We start from the raw sequence: 20,399 nt of genomic DNA on the forward strand, positions 1-20,399 counted from the left end.
GATAGCAGTTAAAAGAAAACTTCAGTGTGAATGGGCACCGCTAGATATGGCTGAGATATCAGTTCTTCTAAAAGCGGTTAAAGATGTTTATTTTAATGTGGAATATCCGGATCCAATGGAGGGATTATTTATAACAAAAACTTTTTATGTAGGGGATAGAAGTACTCCGGCACTAAATTACAATAAAGTAACCGGGAAAATTCTCTGGGAAGGTTTGAGTATGAATTTTGTTGAGAAATAGCTAAGGTGGTTTATTTTAACAATATAGCTTCGATAATTTATTATGGAATACAAATATTAAGGAGGCTATAGTTATGACAAGTTTATTGATTTTATTATTATCCTGGTTTATAACAATTCATCTATTAAAAGTAATGTTATATTATAATAGAGTGGGAGTAATAGCTATAAGGAGAAAAAGCAACACTATTTATACAATTATTTCCTTAGTTACTTTGATAAGATATTATAAAAGTAATAAAATTGAGGCTTTCAAAAGTGATTGTAAAATATTTTTTAGAAAATTAGATAAAGGTAAAATCTATAACACTAACACTCATATGTTGATTTTAAAAGAAATAAAAAAGTGTAGTTCTGAGGTAATATATGAAAAAACAAAAAAGAAAAGGATGATATTAGAAAAATTGATAATAGGAAATACCAAGGGTTTATTAAAAAAACATCAATATTATAAGGTTTATTTTAAGGTTTAGAGAGCTAATATGCTCTTTTTTTTATTGAAAAATAGAAAGGATGATATAAATGTTAAATTTAACAAAAAGCATTCAAATTACGGGGCAGAGTGTCATAGATGGGCAACAGGTAGTTTACATGACCGCAAATATAACTACAGAAGGTAATCAGCCTGCCAATGTTAATAAAAGTGTAATGAATCAAGAGATTTATTCTAGAAACTTGAAAGAGTGCAGATCTGACATAAAGGACTTTGAAGCACAAGTGTATAAAATTGAAGATGAAATCCTAGGAGGTAAAAACAGTGTTAATAAGTAATGAAAGATTAATAAGTGATTACTCAACTTTAAAAAACATTGCTAATAAGGAGCTTCCTATAAGAGCTTCCTATGCACTTGCAAAAAACATCTCTAAAATAGAATCAGAAATAAGAGTATATGAAAAAGAGAGAACTAAGCTTATCGAGAAATATGCAGATAAAGATGAAGAAGGTCAGGTTAAAGCTGACGAAGGTGGTCAAATTATTTTTAAAGATCCTGAAGGTTGGAGTAAAGATATAAGAGAACTGTTGGCCATAGAAAATGATATAGAGATACATAAGTTTCCTATATCCTCCCTAGAAGGTTACACTATGTCACCGGCTGATTTAATACTGATTGAATACATGATAGAGGGATAAGCCTTATTCCTATTCTAAGGAAGGAGGTAAGATATGTATAACGTAACACAAGGATTCTTAAATGCTATTAAGACTGCTAATAGGCAGTTTCAAACTTCAGTTACAGTAAGAGATATAATATTTGGAGACAGTAAAATAGTAGAATGGTCTTTAGAAGAAAATGTTAATCCATCTGATAGTATTATGTTAGGATCTGTAGCTGCTTCTAAATTTGAAATAACTCTACTTGATGTTCCAAACACATTAATATTAGAAGGTGCTGTAGTAACACCAAAGATAAGGTTATTAGTAGGTACGACTTATGAGGAAGTTCCTTTAGGTATTTTTACAGTAGATGAGATTACAAAGGAAAAGGGTACTGTGAAGCTCACTTGCTTTGATAATATGATTAAACTTGAAAAAGCATATTTCTCCAACCTAGCATATCCGGCAAGTATAAACAGTGTCGCACAGGAAATTTGCAGTAAGGCTGGAGTTCAGCTAGAAACTACTCTTCCAAATACAGTAGTAAATAAAATAGAAGGATATACCTACAGGGAAGCTATTAGTTTTATAGCTTCTTTTTTAGGTGGTTTTGCAAGGTTTAATCGTGTTGGAAAGTTGGTAATAATAAGCTATGCTGCTAGTAATTTAGAAGTTACTGGAGACAATTATTTTAATCTTAATACTGCAGAAAAGGCATTTACTATAGGTAGGTTAGCTTGTCAGGTAGGAGAAAATATTTTATCTGTGGGTGCATCAGGGAATGAAGTGAAGTTTGAAAATCCTATAATGACTCAGGCTCAGCTTAACAGCATTTATAATACTCTTAAAACATTAAGTTATATGCCTTACAGTATGGACTGGCAAGGTAATCCGGCTCTTATGGCCGGAGATAAAATAGCAATTACTGATATCAAAGGTAATACTTATAATACTCTTCTTATGAAACAAAAGCTTACTTATAGGGGAGGGTTAAAATCTTCAGCTTCTGCAGTAGGAAAGACAGAACAGGCTCAGGAATTTAATTCAGGGGGTAGTATTAAGAATAAAGTTGATAGACTTGTAACAGAGCAAGCTAACATAAAGGTTCTTTTAGCTGAAAAAGCCACTATTCAGGACTTAACTGCTGTCAATGCTAGGATAGATAATCTATATACTACAGACCTTACAGCTGTAAATGCTAAGATAAGTAACCTGGAAGCTACTAGAGCAACGATTACTGAATTGAATGCAGAAAAGGCAAGGATAGACAGCCTTTTTTCTACCAGTGCTACTATTACACAACTTAATGCTGCCAATGCTAAAATTACAACGTTAGAGGGCAAGACAGCTTCTATAGAGCATATATTGGCTGGTAATATAACTACAGAGCATATTAAAGCAGGTACGATTACTGCAGGCTCTGGAATAATCGCTAATGGAGCCATAGGAGATGCACAGATAAGTTCTTTAAGTGCTGGTAAATTAAAATCAGGTACAGTGGATACTGCATTAGTAACGATATCAGGTCCTAATGGAAGGCTACAGATAAAAGGTAATAAGCTTCAGATATTTGATAATAAGAGTGGACAGCTTTACGAGAGAATAATGCTTGGAATAGATGATTTAAATAATTCTGCTTTAACTCTTAGAGGAGCTGATGGAACAACAGTATTATTAACACAGGATGGACTTACAAAGGCAGGATTCACTGATGGGTACAATAAGATAGATAATGATTCACTGGATCCAGCAAAAATAGACATAGTAAAAACTGTAGTTAGGATAAATAATGGTATTACAACAATCCAGGGTAGTAAAATATTTGTGGATAACACAACCTTGGACGTAAGTTTCTCTACTCTCAAAAACACCGTAAATTCTCAGGGAGAAACAATTAGCAGCCATTCATCTTCTATAACTAGTATGGATGGTGCAATAAAACTCAAGGTGGATAGCCAGACATACAATACTAAAATGAGTAGTATAGATGGCAGCATAAGCAGTATAAATACTTCTCTGAATAAAGCTACATCTGATATTAGTGTACTGCAGGGAGAGATTCAATTAAAGGTTTCTACAGCAACGTATGAAGCAGGAATACAATCTGCTAAGGATTATGCAGATTTAAAAGATTATGGAGCAAACTTTAAAATATATAATAATGTTTTTGGATTTACTCAAAACACTGCTAATGTAACAGGCTCATTAGTGATAGAAACCAATATCCCTATGAGTGGTTTGATGTGTTCAATAGGCTTAAAAGGATACAACTATGTAACTAAAAATAATGATATTGATATTAATATCGGTTTTTATGCATATAACAATCCTATTTCCTTCTTGCAGCATGGATATACAAATAAGGGTACACTACCAGTAAAAGAAATTAAAGTTGCTCTAAATGCTAGTAATAAGGTTGTATTAATAATTAATCCTGTGAATTATATATGGCAGTATCCTAAGATATTTATAGACAAAATGATAGTAGCATATAACATAATTCCAGCTGATATACAAAAGAATTGGACAGCTTCAATTAAATCAGATTTATCTGCATATACATTGGTAACAACTCTATCTAGTGATATAAATTTGCCTGTAATGCATACAAGAATAAGTACTGCAGAATCTTCTATAACTCAATTGAATAGTAGCATTTCCCTAAAAGTTGAGAGTAGTGTATTTGAAACTTATAAAAATTCTACAGACAACAGCATTATATCTTTGACTAGTAGGGTAGATGTTGCAGAACATAAACTATCAGCAGATTCAATAGTAAGCACTGTTAGAGGTTCTACAGCGTACCAGGGAGATTTATCCGGAAAAGAAAGCTCTATTACAAAAGGAAATACAGCTCCAACAGCTCCTGCAAATAACCAATTATGGTTAGATACTTCGACTACTCCGAATATACTAAAAAGATATAATGGTACAGCTTGGGTAAAGGCTACTCCTTCTACAGCTGGAGAGGTAGGGGCTTACAGTGGCTCAGATGGTTCTGCTTTAGCCGGTAGAGTATCTACTGCAGAGAGTAATATAACTCAGCTCAATAACAGCATAACTAGTAAGGTATCCCAGACTGATTTTAACGCTTTGAATGGGAGGGTAAACACTGCTGAAAGTACAATTTCTCAACATACAAATCAAATAGCAACTAAAGTGGATGTTAACGGAGTAAAGTCAACTATTCAACAGAACCCGAGCAGTGTACAGATAGGATTTAATGGTATTAACAATAATGTGCAAATAGATGGTTCTGGGTTAAGCGTAACAGTAGGAAACCTAAATGTTAAAGATGTCGGCAAAACTATTTTTAATGCTAGTAAAGATGGATATGGAAATGTGGGAATAGAACTGGGACATCTTGCTATACAAAAAAACGCATATATTGATTTCCATAGTAGTGGCACTAGTAACGATTATGATACAAGAATAATCGCAGGCGGTGGCAATTCTAATGTATCACAAGGAAATCTAGGAGTTAACTGTGCAAAAGTAGACCTTAATGATGGTAAAACTGGAATTGCATGGTTTCGTTTAAGAAAAGGCACTGGAGATGGTGCTAGCTGGGCAACATATAATGTAGGATTGGACACATGGCAAGGTATAGGAATTGGATCTGACGTAGGAAGTGGCTTTAGTCCTAAAATAATAATAAATGGTAGAAACGGTAATATAGATTCAGTCGGAAATCTAACTATAGGCGGTTCAAAAAATAGGGCTGTACAGACGGAAAATTATGGTACTAGGTGCTTAAGTGCATATGAAACTACGGAGAGTTTCTTTGGGGATTTAGGCGAAGGTATAATAAATATCGATGGAGAATGTACTATAGATATAGATAAAATTTTTTCAGAAACTATAAATACAGATCATAAATACCATGTGTTTATTCAATGCTATAGTGGTAATATCACCAAAATAGAAAGATACAAAAATTATTTTATCGTAAAAGGTGAACCCAACACAGAGTTTACCTGGGAATTAAAAGCTAAGCAAAAAGGTTTCGAATACGATAGGTTAAACGATAAAGATAATAATCTACAGCAAGATGTAATACCTAGCTCAGCTTTACAGGAACTAGGATATTCTATTAACAGTTCTTTGGAAGAAGATTTGATGAATAATTTGGATGAATTTTTATTGGAAGGAGGGATATGATGAAAATACTAACAGGTTTTGCAATAATAAACGACAGAAATGGTGAAAGAGTCACTTTTACCTATGATGAAGTGGATACTCTAGGGAATTTGACATCTAGTAACATTAAAAAAAGCTATATTGCAATAGATGCTGATACTAAGACTAAGATAGCCGGTTTAAGAAGTCTAATAGAAACTAGAATGAATGAAACAGTTTAAGGTGCCTGAATAGGTACCTTATAATTTTTAAAGAGAGGGGGAATAGAATTGTGGCGTATAATTCTGAAGGATGTAATGAAAGGCATAAAAGACTAGATGAAAAAATAGCTACCCATGAAAATAGGTTAAATAACCATAGCTCTAGAATAGACCAACTAGAGCAGAATGATAAAGCTAATGCGGTAAGAATAGGCAATTTATGCGAGCAAATAGCTAATTTAGTTACTACAATGAGGTGGTTTATAGGGTTGTTAGTAGGAAGCTTCGTAGGCTTCTTTTTTTATGCAATACAGCAAAATATATTTAAATAAAAGGGAGAGATTTTATTATGGAAATAACAAGTTATATCATAGAAAAGGCTTTAATTTTGGTTCCAGTATTAATTATCATTGGACAAGTGATAAAAAATCTAGAAATTAAGGATAAGTATATTCCTCTTATACTTATGCTATTTGGGATATTGGGTGCATTGGCTATAATGGGTATGAATGCCGAGGCTGTAATACAGGGAATACTTGTAGCCGGTGCTGCAGTATTTGGAAACCAACTTTACAAACAATTAAAAAAAGAAGGTGAGTAATTATGTTAGATTTTGTTTTTGATGCTGGTCATGGAGGAAAGGACCCAGGAGCTATAGGACCAACTAGAAAGAATGAAGCTGACTTTGTATTAGATATTTGCTTAAAAGCGGGTTCTTATGTAAAAGAACAAGGATATACAGTTGGTTATACAAGAACAAACGATAAGTTTTTAGAGTTATACGAAAGAGCTAATATATCAAACTCATTAAAACCTAAGTACTTTGTAAGTTTTCATATTAATAGCTTTACAGATCCTTCGGTTAATGGCCTTGAAACATACTGTTATTCAAAAGGAGGAGCGGGTGAAATTTTAGCAGTAAATATATTAGAAGAGTTACTACCAGTAATGGACATACCTAATAGAGGAGTGAAAACTGCTAACTTTGCAGTACTCAGAAGAACCCAAGCACCTGCAGCATTATTAGAATTAGGATTTATGAGTAATCCTGAACAGGAATCTAAACTCTCTCTAGAAACTTATAGGAATGAGTTAGCAATAGCTATTGCTAAGGGATGTATTGAAACTTTAGGAGGAAATTACAAAGAACAACCTGTATTTACACCTGTTCAGGAAACAAAGCCTAATTATGACTACGTTGAACTGCAAAAAGAGCTTAATATACAAGGATATGGTAAGTTAGCTATAGATAATATTCCAGGGCCTAAAACATTAGCAGCTTGCCCAACAGTTAGAATAGGTGCAAGAGGTAATATAACTAAATGGATCCAGAAAAGATTAGGAATTTCTGCAGATGGTATATTCGGGGAAAAGACTAAGAAAGCCGTTATTGATTTTCAAAAAACTAACGGTTTAGTATCGGATGGTATTTTAGGAAAGAATACCTGGAGAAAACTCTTAGGATTGTAAAAGAATTTTGGTAGTTAATTATATGTAAGATATAGTATAATATTTATTGTATAAGTAAATCCTCTTTAGAGGTCTTTCCTTATAAAAATCTAGAGATGTTACACTTATACAAGAATAAGAGGGTAGTCCATAGCGGATTACCCTTTATTTTTTATTGCGTTGAAACTGTAAATTTATACTCATACAATGTCCTTGTAGGTTGCTCTCTAACAAAAATATAAACATCTATCTTTGTGGCATCTCCCCATTTTTGTACTACAATTTTATTTTTATATATATTTGAATTCTCGGAATAGTAATTAAAGGTTCCACCAATTATATTATTTCCACCATAGTCCTGTTTACTTCCTATAGTAATAGGAGTGGATTTATCATGCTCTACAGTATAGAAGATTTCTTGTCCGAACTTAGTTGCAGTTGTAGTAGATAAGGATACCTTATACTTAGGACTTTGCTTAATAACTTTGCTTTCATCTACCAGTAAAGCATCATATACTGTATAGGGCTTTTGCTGTACAGGGGGATCAGGATTTGTTGGCGGTGGTGGATTCGGAACAGTTCCCGTAGGAGTAGTACCCTTATTCACAGACTGAGTAGTATTCTGTGTACTTGTCCTTGGAGCTGCAGCAACTGTAGTCTGTTTTTTAGCTTCTACAGGCTTGATTTCTGTTTTTGGGGTTTCCACCTTAGGAGCTTCCTTAACCTCCTGTTTAACTTCTTCTTTAGGGGTTTCTTTAATTTCTTCTTTAAGCAGCTCTGACTTAGGAGTTTCTACTTTAGTTTCAGTTGCTAGTTTTGTATCGGTCTTTGAGCCTCCACCATAAGGTACACAGCCAGTTAATATTACACTAGCTACTAACACAATAATCAATTTCTTATTTACCATAATTTGAATCCCTCCTATATCCATTATAATACAGTATTAGGAATTATATGTCGATAAGAAAAGTATATTTCAGCTAGATTAATTGTATAAAATTATATACTTGTCCAAATATTAGAAATAAATTATAATAAAACAAAGAAACCACTGAATGATTGGTAGTCAGAAGCGGTTTCTAAAAATAAAATGTATTCTTTTTTATACCTCTATTATATGGAATGTTGTCTAAGAATACAATGATACTATGGAGGAGTAAAATGGGCAAAGAAAGGGAGTTAGCTGGAAAATACCTTGAAGAAAAGCGATATGAGGAATCTGAAAAAATATATTTTAAGTTATGGAATGATAGCGTAAATGACAAATGGTTATCATGGGAGTATGCCAAGACACTAAAAGGACTAGGAAATTTTGATAAGGCAATTAAAGTGTGTAAAACTTTTTATAAAAAAGATAATAGTTTTAAATATGTAAATGATTTATTATCTTGGTGTCTTTATGAAAAATATATAATAAATATGAACGATATAAATGATACAAAAGAAATGTTAAATGTGGAAAAAATAGGAAGGTTTATAATATCGATTGTAGATAATAACAAAAATACTCCCTATGAAATAATTATATTTAAATTTTTAAAAAAATATAAAAAACCTTTTAATGCAATAAAATTAAAAGAATGGTTACAGTATATTGAACCAGACAAGTTGTCTGATACTCCATTTAAGTTTAATGATAATAAAGGTAAATCAAGAGAATATGCATCTAAGAGAGAAGAGTATTATTATTTAAAATGTAAATCTCTTTACATTTTGTCTGATTATGCCGGGTGCATAAAAGAATGTGATGAAGCGTTGCAAAATATAGCTACTTTTCATTTTGATTATAATATTTGGATAAGAAGATTTAAAGCTTTAAGTACTGCAGAATTAGGAGATAAATTAAAAGCTATAAAAATTTTAAAAAGCATTTTACATGATAAAGAACATTGGATAATATATTTCAATATTTTTGAAATGTATGTGTCACTAAAAATGTATGATAATGGATTAGTATACGCTTATAAAGCTGCATTAATGGATGGTGATAAAGATGTAAAAGTAGTACTATTTGAAAAAATTGGTGATGTATTATTACAACAAGAAAATAAAGATATTGCATTAAGACATTATATTTTGTCTAAGGAAATCAGGATGAAAAAAAATTGGAACATAGGTAATAACTTAATGAGAGTTATAGATTCATTGAAGGTAACTACAAATGTTAATAATTTGAGCTATAGTCATTTGCGTGATTATTGGATTAAAGAAACTATTAAATCTAAAAAAAGAGAAAGTGGCACCATAGTAAAAGTTATTGCTAATGGAAAAAGCGGATTTATTAAAAACGAGAGGAATAGCTACTTTTTTAAAAAAGTATCTATTTTGAACAACAATAAAAATTTTTATGAGGGATTGAGAGTGACGTTTTCAATAGTTGATTCATTCGATAATAAAAAAGGAATCAAGAGCAAAGAAGCTATAGATATTATTTTAGGAGTTGAATAGTAAGGTTATGGGAAAGAATAAATATTATGCAGTAAAAAAAGGATTTAACACTGGTATTTTTAATACATGGGAAGAATGTGAAGTTAATATTAAAGGGTTTAAAAATGCTGAGTATAAATCGTTTACAAGTATGGAAGAAGCAAAATTTTATTTAGAAAATATAGATATACTAAACTTACATAAAAAAAATAGCATTAGAGAATGATGGACTTATTGCATACATAGATGGAAGTTATAATGAAGTTATACAACGATATTCATTTGGCTGTGTTATTATAAACAAAGATGGAATTGTATGTGAGCCTATAGGTTTTGGAGACGACTTAAATGCGTTAACATTAAGAAATGTGGCAGGAGAGTTACAAGGAGCTATGGTATCAGTTAAATGGGCATATGAAAATGGATATAAGAATATAATCATTAGGCATGATTATGAAGGGATTAGCAAATGGTTCAATGGTGAGTGGAAAGCTAAGAATACTATTGTGAAAATATATTGTGAGTTTATGAATGAATATAAAGGAAAAATTAATATTTCATTTGAAAAAGTAGATGCTCATAGTGGTGATAAGTACAATGAAAAAGCTGATAGGTTAGCAAAATCAGCTCTAAAAGAGGGTAGTAATATTTCTAAGGGGGACTATTGGGTAAAAATTGAAGGTATAAAATTACAAGATTTTGACATAATATTAGATGTTATAAAAAAAGAAGAAAATATTGATGTTAAAAGTGAAGAGCAGGCTTACGGTAAAATATATAGAATACATGGAGAAAATAAGGAAAAGTTAGTTATAAAACATTTTAGTGAAAAAGAAAATTTGTTTATTCAAGGCAAACCAGAAAAATTATTTACGAAAATTCTTACATATATAACAGAGGTTGTAGATACTGAACAAATACCTAAAATATTTAATGAATATTGTAAACTTCAGGTAGAAAAAAATAATCTGGATAATATGTTTATGAATTATATTCCCCATGCAATTAATAAATTACCAGATAGGGTAAAGAAAGTTTTATACCAATCTGTTTATAATTTAAATATATTTGGGGAAATGACTGATTATACATTTTTAGTATTCCCAGCATTAAGGGGATTAGAAGGAATATTAAAATGCATTTTATCAAAACATAAAATACCATACTCTAATAGCTTTGATATGTTTGAACAAAAAAATAATAATACATATAAACTTTGTGATATTTATGAGTCAAATATAGGCTCTCCTAAAAAAATAAAAGCTGTAAATAAACTATATAATCACTTTTTCCATAATCGACATCCCTTATTTCATTGGAATGATCCGTGTGATATTATAGATGATACTAGAATTATTACTAGCACAGATGCGGCTCACAAACTTATAAAAGACACTTTACAATATATAGATGAATATTATAAAATAGAATAAAAAATTACAAGGAGGGTACAATTAATGGATTATAAAATATTTAGACTAAACAATATTGATTATTCAGCTGTTATAGTTATTACCAAATGTGTGCCTCCTACAAGCATTTTAAATTTATTAAGGAGAGACTTAAATAATAATAATATCGATGGAAAAATAATAATAGATGCACTTATGTATTTTGGTAATAATGATGATAGATTTATAGAATTTACCTATAAAAATGATACTCTTATAAAAGAATCCTTTAATTATATTAAAATAGATAAAAACAATATGTTAAGAGTATATGCATCAAATATATTAAAAAGCGATAACGAATTATTTGATAATTCAATATTAAACAGTTTTCAAAAAAAATTAATTGCAGAGGGATGTATTATTTAAAAGTTTATATTATTAATAAAATTCAAAAGCAAATGTAAATGAATATTGAGAATATATTTTATTAAAAATTTTTAAAAGCAAGAGGCATTTTCTGGGATAAATTTTGCGAAAGATATTAGTATATATTAAAAAACCTGGGTAAATACAGGTTTTATTTTTTTGCTAAAAAACTGGAAAACTATTTACAAAAGAACGTTTGTTCGCCTATAATATACTTATAGGAGGGGATTGTATGGTAATAAATATAAAAGATGAGCAAGTACTAACCTTGGTTACAATGCTTAAAACTGAACAAATGAGTCTTAAAAGGTATTTTATTGAGTACCCTAATGAAACAGAAGGTATGATTACGCCGGAAGAAGCTAAAGATGTTTTTAATACTATAATAGAGCAAGTAATTGAACAGGGATTTTTAACTGGTTTTAATATTGCAAAATAAAAGAAACTCCGGGTCTAATTATAGATTACCTAAGTCTATATTTTTATATCAAAAAATGAAAAGCTTCCTATTATATATAATAAGAATATCTGTCCTGCAACTGTCCTAGTTAAGTTGTAAGTAGTATTTCGTAGTGGAAAAATTTAAAATAGATTTATATAAAACCTAGGTAAATATAGAGTTGAAGAAAATTTAGTTATGGCAAATATCGTGTAATTTAAATATTCAAAGGTCTGCAACACCTTTATTCCCCGGTTCAAATCCGGGTGGCACCTCCAATTAAAAACTTTGGAAAAGTTATTTCCAAAGTTTTTTTTGTTTTTAAAATTTACTCTTGTATATAATTAATAATTACTTTAACGAAAATAAGTAATAGAAATAATAAAAGCTATAAAAAGCAAAGTATTAACTATTATATACATTTTTTTGTCAACTAAGTTCTTTTTCTTCATGTCCAAAAGTAATCTTAGTATAAATAGAAAGGCTATTAAAAAATATATCATGAAACACCTCTTTAAAATACTACAGAGAATAACTTGTAGAAAGTTCTTTCTGTGAATTTAACTAGTACATTTTTAAATCAGTTAAAAACATCATATAAATATAATTATAGTATATTATTGAATATATTTACAATTAATACTATATGAGTAAATTTCAATATGAGATATAATATAAATGTTAAGATTATAATTAAAGGGATAGAGGATTATGAAGAAAAGAGGAATTATTATAACTGCAGCCGTTCTATTAGTCTTATCGGCTGTATATTTTATTTTTGGTGTGCAGAGATACAGTAATATTGAAAAAATCGAAGTTATGACAGCTTCTTATAACTAATATTGTATATAAAACTGGGGAGAATAAGGCTGTTACCATACTTTGGGGTGATGATAATACTAAAGCTTCATATTATTACAGTAACAGTCCAGGATTCATTTATGAGATTCCACTCAGTGAAAGTAATAAATTAAAAGATATATTAAAGGATAATTAATCTGATTCAGGGTTACCTGATGTAATTTCCTTATGTTATAATAATTAACATCAAGGAGGGGAGTTTTTTGAGGAGGGAATACATTACTTATTCACCGGATATGCCGTTAAATATATCTTTGTGCAGGGTAAAAAACTATCCTATTCATTGGCAGAATGCTATAGAAATAATATACGTTCTAAAAGGGACTATCAGTATAACAATAGATACGGATACCATGCATCTTAAGGAAAATGATGTTGAAATAGTAAATATAGATGAAGCTCATAGATTGTATAGCGATGAGGACAATGAAGTTTTATTGTTTCATGTAGATCCGTATTTTTTTGAAAAATACTACACTGATATGAAAAATATGTTTTTTTATACTGACTCTAATGATAAAAACTCGCAGTTTAGCGATGAGTATGAAGATTTAAGAACTTTTCTATCCATAATACTCTGCGAAGTAGTTCAAAAAAATGATGACTATGATGAATATATAGAAAAGACTTTAATAGAGTTACTATATCATTTAATAAATAATTTTCACTACCTTATGTATGAGCAGGAAGAACTGAAGGAAAAGAAGAACAGCTGGAAAGGTATCATAGAATTTCTAAATATATTTTTAATAACTATAATAGAAATATAACTCTTCAGGATATAGCAAAGAAAGAATTTTTAAGCACAAATTATCTTTCTCATGAAATAAAGTATGCAACAGGACATTCCTTTACAGACTTATTAAACCTTACCAGAGTTGAAGAATCTGTAAAGCTGCTTTTAGATACAGACATGACCCTATCGGAAATTTCTGAAGAGGTGGGATTTTCTCACACCAGGTACTTTAATAAACACTTTAAATTAAATTATAAAATGACTCCGCTTCAGTTCAGAAAAAAGCATAAGGTGGATGAAAAAACCTACGAAAATCAGAAACAGATAGTATATCTTCCTTTAGTCGAGGCTCTTAAGTCAGTAGAATACTACATAGAAGATTATGATAGATATAATTTTGAAGACAGAATAACAAAAGTTAATATAAACATGGCAGAGGACCGAGGAAGCTTTAACAAAGGGTTTAAAGAAATAATTAACTTAGGAGAGGCTTTCGATCTTCTTATTGAAGATAATAAGGATATGTTGGAAGAAATTCAATATGAAGTGGGCTTTAAGTATGGAAGACTGATTAATTTGTTCTCCGTGGATATGGGAGTATTTTCAGGAAGTAATTTTTATAACTGGAGCAGAGCGAAAATAATATTTGAGTACATGGAAAGCATCTCATTAATACCTCTTATATTTATAGATGATAATAACTTTAAGGATGAGGAGCTCATTAAGGCCTTGAGAAATTTTATAGCCTATTTTAAAGATATAGAAAACCTTGAGTTTGAAAATTATGCTTTTCAGCTTTGTTCTAAGTTACCTGTAAATATTAAAGAAAGCATAGAAAATCTATTGGTAAATGAATATAGTTTAAAGCTCCTTGAAGATGAATTTGAAAATATACACAGCATAAATTATATATATGACACTGCTTATATGCTTCCTTATATAATACATTCTGTAATAAATAATAAAAACAACCTTAACTATTTAAAGGTATATGATGTATTAGATAGGCAGGTAAAGCTAACCAATGAAGTTTTTTTTGGGTATCCTGGAATGATTAATGATAAAGGTATTAAAAAGCCATCTTACTATGCCTATTTTTTATTGAATAAGCTTGGTGATACCTTAGTGGATATTAAAGACGGTTATATTGTAACAAAAAGCGAAGATGAATATCAGATACTTTTATATAGCTTTACCGAGGACATAGATGAACTTATAAGCTTTGAAAAGCTTGCAAAATCACGGGGAGTTAAAAATGCTGCAGCAAAAAAATACTCCATAAATATAGTAAACATAATGAAAAATTCTAAGATGACCTTCTATGAAATTGACGAAAGCATAGGATCTTCATATAATTACTGGGTATCCATGGGGATGCCTAAAAGGCTTAATAAGGAAGAAGAGGAAATAATGCTGAAGGCTTCTTTTCCTAAAATAGATTTTAAGTATGCAAAGAAAAGTACAGTTTTAAATATAAGAGCAGAGCTTAAAGCCCATGGAGCACTTTTAATATTAATAAAAGAAGTATGAAAACACCTCAAACTGAGGTGTTTTTTGTTATTTGGGGTATTATGGAAATATAGTGCAAAGCTTAAAAGTACATTTAAGTAGGTACTTTAGTGAATGCCGTAATTCTGTAAATATGAAATAATATTAATATAAGTAAAAATAACTTAACTTGTTTAACCATGAAAAATATAAGCTAGGAGGTGAAGTTCATGGGCATAGATAATAAAATTTTTACTACTGGAAAAACTAGAAGCATACTTTTAAAATTTGCTGTACCTGCTATAATGTCTCTGCTGGTTGTGGAACTTTATAACATGGTAGACACTGTATTTGTAGGAAGATATGTTGGTACTGATGCTATAGGAGCCCTGACTTTAGCCTTTCCTATTCAAAGATTATTAAGTGCATTGGCACTGCTGGTTGGGGTTGGAGCAACTACTATTGTTGCGCGTAATCTTGGAGAAAAAAATTATATGAACTTAAAAAAACTATTATAAATTCAGTATTTCTTACTACAATTATATTGGTTTCGGTAATAGCGGGACTTTATATATTTAAAGAAAGAATTATTTATTTTTTAGGTGCCAGTGAAGTGACCTATCCCCTTGCAAATGAGTATATTTCAATCATCCTGCTGGGAGGTTTGTTTCAGGGAATAGGTATTACCATGTGCTCTATAATGACTTCTTTAGGAAATACTAAAATTACTTTATCTTCAAACTCCTTAGGTGCTGTTACAAATATAATAGTAGACTTTGTATTAGTTACCATTATGGGATTTGGAGTAACGGGAGCAGCTGTGGCTACTGTGTTTTCACAAATAATAGCCTTTCTATTTGCACTTAGAAGCTTTATGAAGGTAAAAAGCTATTATTCATTAAATTTTTCTTTAAATGGATTGAACAAAGGGATATCTTTCAGCTTAACTAAACTGATATTATCCATTGGATTTTCTACCTTCGTAATCGAAATATCTGACGCTGTAGTGGCAGTTATACTTAATAATCTTTTATTAAGTAAAGGAGGAGACCCTGCAGTGGTTATGATAGGGGTAATTACCAGAGTATCCATGTTTATGTTCATAGCTATAATAGGTATCAGTTCAGCTATGCAGCCTATCGTAGCATATAATTATGGTGCGGAAAATTATGAAGAAATGAGAAATACTCTTAAGGTTTCTATGAAAACCGTAAGCTTTATTTCTTTGATTTTCTGGGCGGTTCTGATCATATTCTCAAAAGGAATTATAGGTTTCTTCCTTAAGGATAAAGCTCTCCTTGAAGAAACGGTAAGAGCTTTTAGAATAGCAATATCAATAATTCCTTCAGTAAGCATTTATTATATAGCTATTTATTTCTATCAGGCAATTGGAGATGCAAAGAATTCTTTCTTTTTATCAATATACAGACAGATAGTTATATTCATTCCTGTGGTTCTTATTATGGTGAATTACATGGGGGTAACAGGTGCTTGGGTTTCCTTCCCTATAGCAGATGCTATATCCTCTTTAACTTCTATATATTTCTTATATAGAGTATGGAATATTGATTTCGAGTGCAGTACAGAGAAAAATTACGCATAGCTATGATAATTTATTAAAATATTTGATCATTGTATGCAGGTATGTATAGTTAAAAAGTACTATACATACCATTAAGATTTCCCAGTGCTTAAAAATATAGTTGATATTGAAGTGTTTTAAAAGGGCTTGCCATCTGGTAAGTCCTTTAATTATTTTTATATTTAAATAATAATTTTATATCATTAAGCATATAAGGAAGTAGGAAAGGTGATCTGTAAAAATATGTTATAATAAAATAAATTTTTAAAATAGAAAAAATTTGTTTATTAAATAAAGTGAAATAGTATAAGGGGGAATTTTTGTGAATTTAATAATAAATGCAGATGACTTTGGGTTAACTAAAGGAGTTACCCTAGGGATACTGGATAGCATGGAAAAGGGTATAGTCACTGAAACCACAGCGATGGTAAACGGAAACTGCTTTGATGAAGGCATAGAAGAAGCAAAGAGAAGAGGTATTAAAGGCATAGGAATTCATTTGAATTTAACCTGGGGGAAACCTGTTCTGCATTTAAATAAAGTCATCACATTAATAAATGATAAAGGAGTATTTAAAAAAGGTTATAATGAATTAGGAAAATACAGCCTCAATGAGATAGAAATGGAGTTAAAGGCTCAGATAGAAAGATTTTTTGCTTCAGGATTTCAGCCTACTCACATAGATGGACATCATCATTTTTATGGACTTTACCCTCAGCTCATGAAAATAGTAATAAAGCTGTCGAAAGAGTACAGTCTTCCTCTCAGATTTGTAAATGAAGAATATAGAGAAATGTATAAAATAAATAATATAAAGACTACTTCAGGTTTTACTTCGGAGTTTTATGGAGAAAATGTTAGTGAAGAAAGATTAAAGGGGATAATATTAAAATATTCCTCTTATGATACTGTAGAAATAATGGTGCATCCTGGCTATGCTGATGAAGAATTAAACTTAATTAGCTCATATAATTCTATAAGAAAGAAGGAGCTTGATATACTTACCTCAAGGCAAATGAAGGCGTTTATTAAAGAGCAGAGGATTGAACTCATAGGATTTAAAAATTTATAACAATAAAGAAAGCCGGTTAAGCATAAAGCTATAACCGGTTTTGTTATTGAACTACCTTTTCCAATATGTTAATTTTTTTGTTTTTACCGTCAATCTCAACTTTTGCTCCCAGAGGAAGGGTGAGTTTTGGGTTATCGTGACCGCTCATTAAATTAATCAGAACAGGCTTTTTAAGAGAAAACAATTTTTCTTGAAAAATTTCATTTAAGGAAAGGCTTCTGCTGCTATCCTCAGCGGTACATCCGGTAAACTGGCCCAGTATAAATCCTTTGCACTGCTGAAGCTTTCCGGATAAAAGAAGCTGAGTAAGCATTCTGTCTATAGCATAAGGAGCTTCATCCACTTCTTCAATAAATAGAATCTTATTTTTAAAATCCATTTCATAAGGAGTGCTTAAAGATGCACAGATTAAAGACAAATTTCCGCCGGACAGCCTTCCCGTAGAAGACTTATCAGAGCTGCTTTCAAGAAGGATGTTTTCCGGATTAATTATAGTAAAAGGTTTATCTCCCTGCATTAACACCTGTGTAAAGGAATCAAGGGTTTCTTTAATGGTGAAATCAGATGAAATCATAGGGGCATGGAAGGTAATCATCCTGTATTTGTCGGTTATATAATTTAAAAGTATTGTTAAATCACTATATCCGCATAAAATTTTAGGGTTTTTAACTATATTTCTATAATTTATATGGTGCATCATTCTCATAGTTCCGTATCCGCCTCTATAAGAAATAACTGCTTCTACCTCAGGAGAGTTGTATACTGAATTAAAATCTTCTCCTCTGCTTTCATCACTGCCTGCCAGATAACCGTATTTATCATAGATATGTGATCCTTTTTTAATTTTAAAACCCAGATTTTGAAACTCTGAAAGCTTAGTATCTATAATCTCAGATTTTTCATGAGAGGCAGGAGAGATAACCCCTATTGTTGAATTAAAGTTTATTTTTCTGGGGATATGCATATAATTAACCTCCACATATATAGGTATAGATGTTATTCTTCCTGTAAATAATTATATTGTTCTAAAGATAAGAATATAACTTTTTAAAACATATCTTTTTTGTAAAGTATACCAACAGCTGCAAGAGAAAGCCCTATAATAATTCCTATTACTAATTGAAAACCGTAGGGGCTGTGGACAAAAGGCATATAGTCCATATTCATTCCAAAAAGGCCGGAAATCATGTTAGGTATGGACATTACTATGGTAACAGAAGCCAGAAGCTTCATTACAATATTTAAGTTATTAGATATTACAGAAGCAAAGGCATCCATGGTGCCGGATAATATGTTACTGTATATGTCTGTCATCTCTATAGCCTGTTTATGCTCAATGATAACATCCTCCAAAACATCCTTATCCTCTTCATACTTCTGCATAATCTCAATCTTAAGCATTTTTTCCAAGGTAACTTCATTGGATTTTAAGGATGTAGAAAAATAAACCAGGGATTTTTCTAAAGAGAGAAGCTGTATAAGCTCTCTGTTTTTCATGGATTTATGCAGACGTTTTTCAATCATTAAACTCTTTTTATCAATTTGCCTTAAATATAATAAATAGTAAGTAGAAATTCGATTTAAAATTTGAAGAGTAAATCTTGAACGTTTAAAGGTATAAAAAGACTTAATCTTTCCATCTACAAAATCTTGAAATATCTTGCTGTTTTTAAGGCATACTGTAATTATTTCTTTTTCAGTATGAATAATACCTATAGGATAAGTATCATAGGTTAAAGAATTATCCTCCATCTCCGTAAAAGGAATGTCTAATATTATTAAAATACTGTTGTCCTCAATTTCTATTCGAGAGGTTTCTTCATCATCCAGAGGAGCCTTTAAAAAGTCTAGTGGAACTCCGGTTTTTTTAGATATTAAAACTAATTCTTCCTCAGAAGGAGCAACTATATTAATCCAGCAGCCGGGCTCAATTGTTTCCAAGGATTGCAGTGAAGAATCGGATTCTGATTTGCTTTTATAAATATGAATCATATATTCACCTCCAGATTTATTCATTAATATATTATATATCAAAGAGGGCTTCATAAATAGATATAATAATAATTAATAATAAAATTATAATTTATGAGGAATTTTAAGGCAGGATATTCTGGTTAAAGAAATAAAAAGTGCTTTTAAAGAATAAAAGTATGAAGGGCATAGCAAAAGCACGATAAGTGGAGATAACTATAGCCTTATAAGAGTAAAACAACCCTATAAACTGTGTAAGAGGAATATAATCTCATATAAGGTGTATTAACCTTCTGTGGGTATAGATTTAATATATAAACCCTAGTATAATCACTATGTTAGATAATTTTTTAATATTATCGGGGGTTAGGTAATGGGGATAATGTACAAAGAAATAAATGCAAAAAAGAAGGCACCGGTTGTAATTAATATTTTTATAGTATTAAGTCTTATGATTGCTCTGTCTAATATGCTTGAAACGATAAAAATTAAAAATTTTAGTTTAGGTATTATAACCAACCCTGCGTTAGGAATTATTACTACTGCATTTATAGTTTTTCAAATTTTTAGATGCAGAGTTAGTTATAAATATTCTATAATCGGTGATCAGCTTATTATCCATAGATTGACTCAAAATGATCATCAAGCAGTTAAATGTATAAACTTAAATGATATAAAATATGTAGGCAAGCCTTCCGGCTGTATGGGTAAATATGCTTTAAAGGAAACAAAAAGTTACAGCTGTACATTAAGGATATTCAATGCTTTATGCTGTGTTTACAAAACTGATGAAGGATATAAAAAGTTTTATTTTCAGCCTAGTGAAAAACTAGTAGACAAGATTAAAGGTTATATGCAATAACAGAACTGCTGCATCA

The 20,399-nt window shown here is 30.6% G+C and carries 19 protein-coding genes and 3 pseudogenes; 19 read left to right on the forward strand and 3 right to left on the reverse strand.

Annotation, left to right across the window (positions count from 1 at the left end; genetic code table 11):
- The 9 genes and pseudogenes from TA89_RS18450 to TA89_RS17530 all read left to right on the forward strand — a co-directional run.
- Positions 1-241, forward strand: a pseudogene (locus tag TA89_RS18450) (DUF6711 family protein); the annotation flags it as partial.
- Between the two features lie 73 nt (positions 242-314).
- The gene (locus TA89_RS00235) at positions 315-713 is read left to right on the forward strand and encodes a hypothetical protein (RefSeq protein ID WP_040209896.1); all 399 of its coding nucleotides are present in this window, start codon (positions 315-317) and stop codon (positions 711-713) included.
- 49 nt (positions 714-762) lie between these two features.
- Entirely contained in the window at positions 763-1,011 is a 249-nt protein-coding gene (locus tag TA89_RS00240) for a hypothetical protein (RefSeq protein WP_040209897.1), read from the forward strand.
- Positions 998-1,372, forward strand: a complete 375-nt coding sequence (locus TA89_RS00245; protein ID WP_040209899.1) for a DUF1617 family protein — start codon at positions 998-1,000, stop codon at positions 1,370-1,372. The genes TA89_RS00240 and TA89_RS00245 overlap by 14 nt, the downstream gene beginning before the upstream one ends.
- Before the next feature lie 33 nt (positions 1,373-1,405).
- Complete coding sequence (locus TA89_RS17525; RefSeq protein ID WP_052447240.1) at positions 1,406-5,497, forward strand: tail fiber protein; 4,092 nt, start codon at positions 1,406-1,408, stop codon at positions 5,495-5,497.
- The gene (locus tag TA89_RS00255) at positions 5,497-5,697 is read left to right on the forward strand and encodes a hypothetical protein (protein ID WP_040209900.1); all 201 of its coding nucleotides are present in this window, start codon (positions 5,497-5,499) and stop codon (positions 5,695-5,697) included. Before TA89_RS17525 ends, TA89_RS00255 begins: the two co-directional genes overlap by 1 nt.
- Positions 5,698-5,747: 50 nt before the next feature.
- A complete protein-coding gene (locus TA89_RS00260; RefSeq protein WP_040209902.1) occupies positions 5,748-6,008 on the forward strand; it encodes a hemolysin XhlA family protein in 261 nt (86 codons plus the stop codon).
- A gap of 17 nt (positions 6,009-6,025) precedes the next feature.
- Positions 6,026-6,277, forward strand: coding sequence for a phage holin family protein (locus TA89_RS00265; protein ID WP_040209903.1), 252 nt, complete (start codon positions 6,026-6,028; stop codon positions 6,275-6,277).
- A gap of 2 nt (positions 6,278-6,279) precedes the next feature.
- The gene (locus TA89_RS17530) at positions 6,280-7,146 is read left to right on the forward strand and encodes an N-acetylmuramoyl-L-alanine amidase (protein ID WP_052447241.1); all 867 of its coding nucleotides are present in this window, start codon (positions 6,280-6,282) and stop codon (positions 7,144-7,146) included.
- Positions 7,147-7,297: 151 nt separating this feature from the next.
- On the opposite strand, the gene TA89_RS00275 is transcribed toward TA89_RS17530, so the two are convergent.
- Positions 7,298-8,032 carry a hypothetical protein gene (locus TA89_RS00275; RefSeq protein ID WP_040209905.1) on the reverse strand — a complete coding sequence of 245 codons (735 nt, stop codon included), beginning with the start codon at positions 8,030-8,032 and terminating at the stop codon, positions 7,298-7,300.
- A gap of 254 nt (positions 8,033-8,286) precedes the next feature.
- Here TA89_RS00275 and TA89_RS00280 point away from each other — a divergent pair, with 254 nt between their 5' ends.
- From TA89_RS00280 to TA89_RS00310, 9 genes and pseudogenes are all read left to right on the forward strand, one after another.
- On the forward strand, positions 8,287-9,573 hold the full coding sequence (locus tag TA89_RS00280; protein WP_040209907.1) for a tetratricopeptide repeat protein: 1,287 nt from the start codon (positions 8,287-8,289) through the stop codon (positions 9,571-9,573).
- 7 nt (positions 9,574-9,580) lie between these two features.
- Positions 9,581-9,778 carry an RNase H1/viroplasmin domain-containing protein gene (locus TA89_RS18695; protein WP_052447242.1) on the forward strand — a complete coding sequence of 66 codons (198 nt, stop codon included), beginning with the start codon at positions 9,581-9,583 and terminating at the stop codon, positions 9,776-9,778.
- Positions 9,779-9,794: 16 nt separating this feature from the next.
- Complete coding sequence (locus TA89_RS18700; protein WP_423219488.1) at positions 9,795-10,985, forward strand: type II toxin-antitoxin system RnlA family toxin; 1,191 nt, start codon at positions 9,795-9,797, stop codon at positions 10,983-10,985.
- 24 nt (positions 10,986-11,009) lie between these two features.
- A complete protein-coding gene (locus TA89_RS00290) occupies positions 11,010-11,372 on the forward strand; it encodes a type II toxin-antitoxin system RnlB family antitoxin (protein WP_040209908.1) in 363 nt (120 codons plus the stop codon).
- Positions 11,373-11,604: 232 nt separating this feature from the next.
- Positions 11,605-11,811: a hypothetical protein gene (locus TA89_RS00295; protein WP_040209909.1), complete on the forward strand. Its 207-nt coding sequence runs from the start codon at positions 11,605-11,607 to the stop codon at positions 11,809-11,811.
- Between the two features lie 1,064 nt (positions 11,812-12,875).
- Positions 12,876-14,938: pseudogene (locus TA89_RS00300) on the forward strand (helix-turn-helix domain-containing protein).
- A 293-nt stretch (positions 14,939-15,231) separates the two neighbouring features.
- Positions 15,232-15,617: pseudogene (locus TA89_RS19335) on the forward strand (MATE family efflux transporter); the annotation flags it as partial.
- A 342-nt stretch (positions 15,618-15,959) separates the two neighbouring features.
- The gene (locus TA89_RS18710) at positions 15,960-16,499 is read left to right on the forward strand and encodes an MATE family efflux transporter (RefSeq protein WP_242850040.1); all 540 of its coding nucleotides are present in this window, start codon (positions 15,960-15,962) and stop codon (positions 16,497-16,499) included.
- A gap of 301 nt (positions 16,500-16,800) precedes the next feature.
- The gene (locus TA89_RS00310; protein ID WP_040209910.1) at positions 16,801-17,550 is read left to right on the forward strand and encodes a carbohydrate deacetylase; all 750 of its coding nucleotides are present in this window, start codon (positions 16,801-16,803) and stop codon (positions 17,548-17,550) included.
- A 43-nt stretch (positions 17,551-17,593) separates the two neighbouring features.
- On the opposite strand, the gene TA89_RS00315 is transcribed toward TA89_RS00310, so the two are convergent.
- Positions 17,594-18,514 carry a S66 peptidase family protein gene (locus tag TA89_RS00315; RefSeq protein ID WP_040209912.1) on the reverse strand — a complete coding sequence of 307 codons (921 nt, stop codon included), beginning with the start codon at positions 18,512-18,514 and terminating at the stop codon, positions 17,594-17,596.
- Between the two features lie 83 nt (positions 18,515-18,597).
- Entirely contained in the window at positions 18,598-19,542 is a 945-nt protein-coding gene (locus TA89_RS00320) for a magnesium transporter CorA family protein (RefSeq protein ID WP_040209914.1), read from the reverse strand.
- A 352-nt stretch (positions 19,543-19,894) separates the two neighbouring features.
- On the opposite strand from TA89_RS00320, the gene TA89_RS00325 reads away from it, so the two are divergent.
- The gene (locus TA89_RS00325; RefSeq protein ID WP_040209915.1) at positions 19,895-20,383 is read left to right on the forward strand and encodes a hypothetical protein; all 489 of its coding nucleotides are present in this window, start codon (positions 19,895-19,897) and stop codon (positions 20,381-20,383) included.
- Positions 20,384-20,399 lie beyond the last annotated feature (16 nt).

Origin of the sequence: Clostridium polynesiense, assembly GCF_000820705.1 — a bacterium.
In the GTDB taxonomy this organism is placed as follows: Bacteria; Bacillota; Clostridia; order Clostridiales; family Clostridiaceae; genus Clostridium_AA; species Clostridium_AA polynesiense.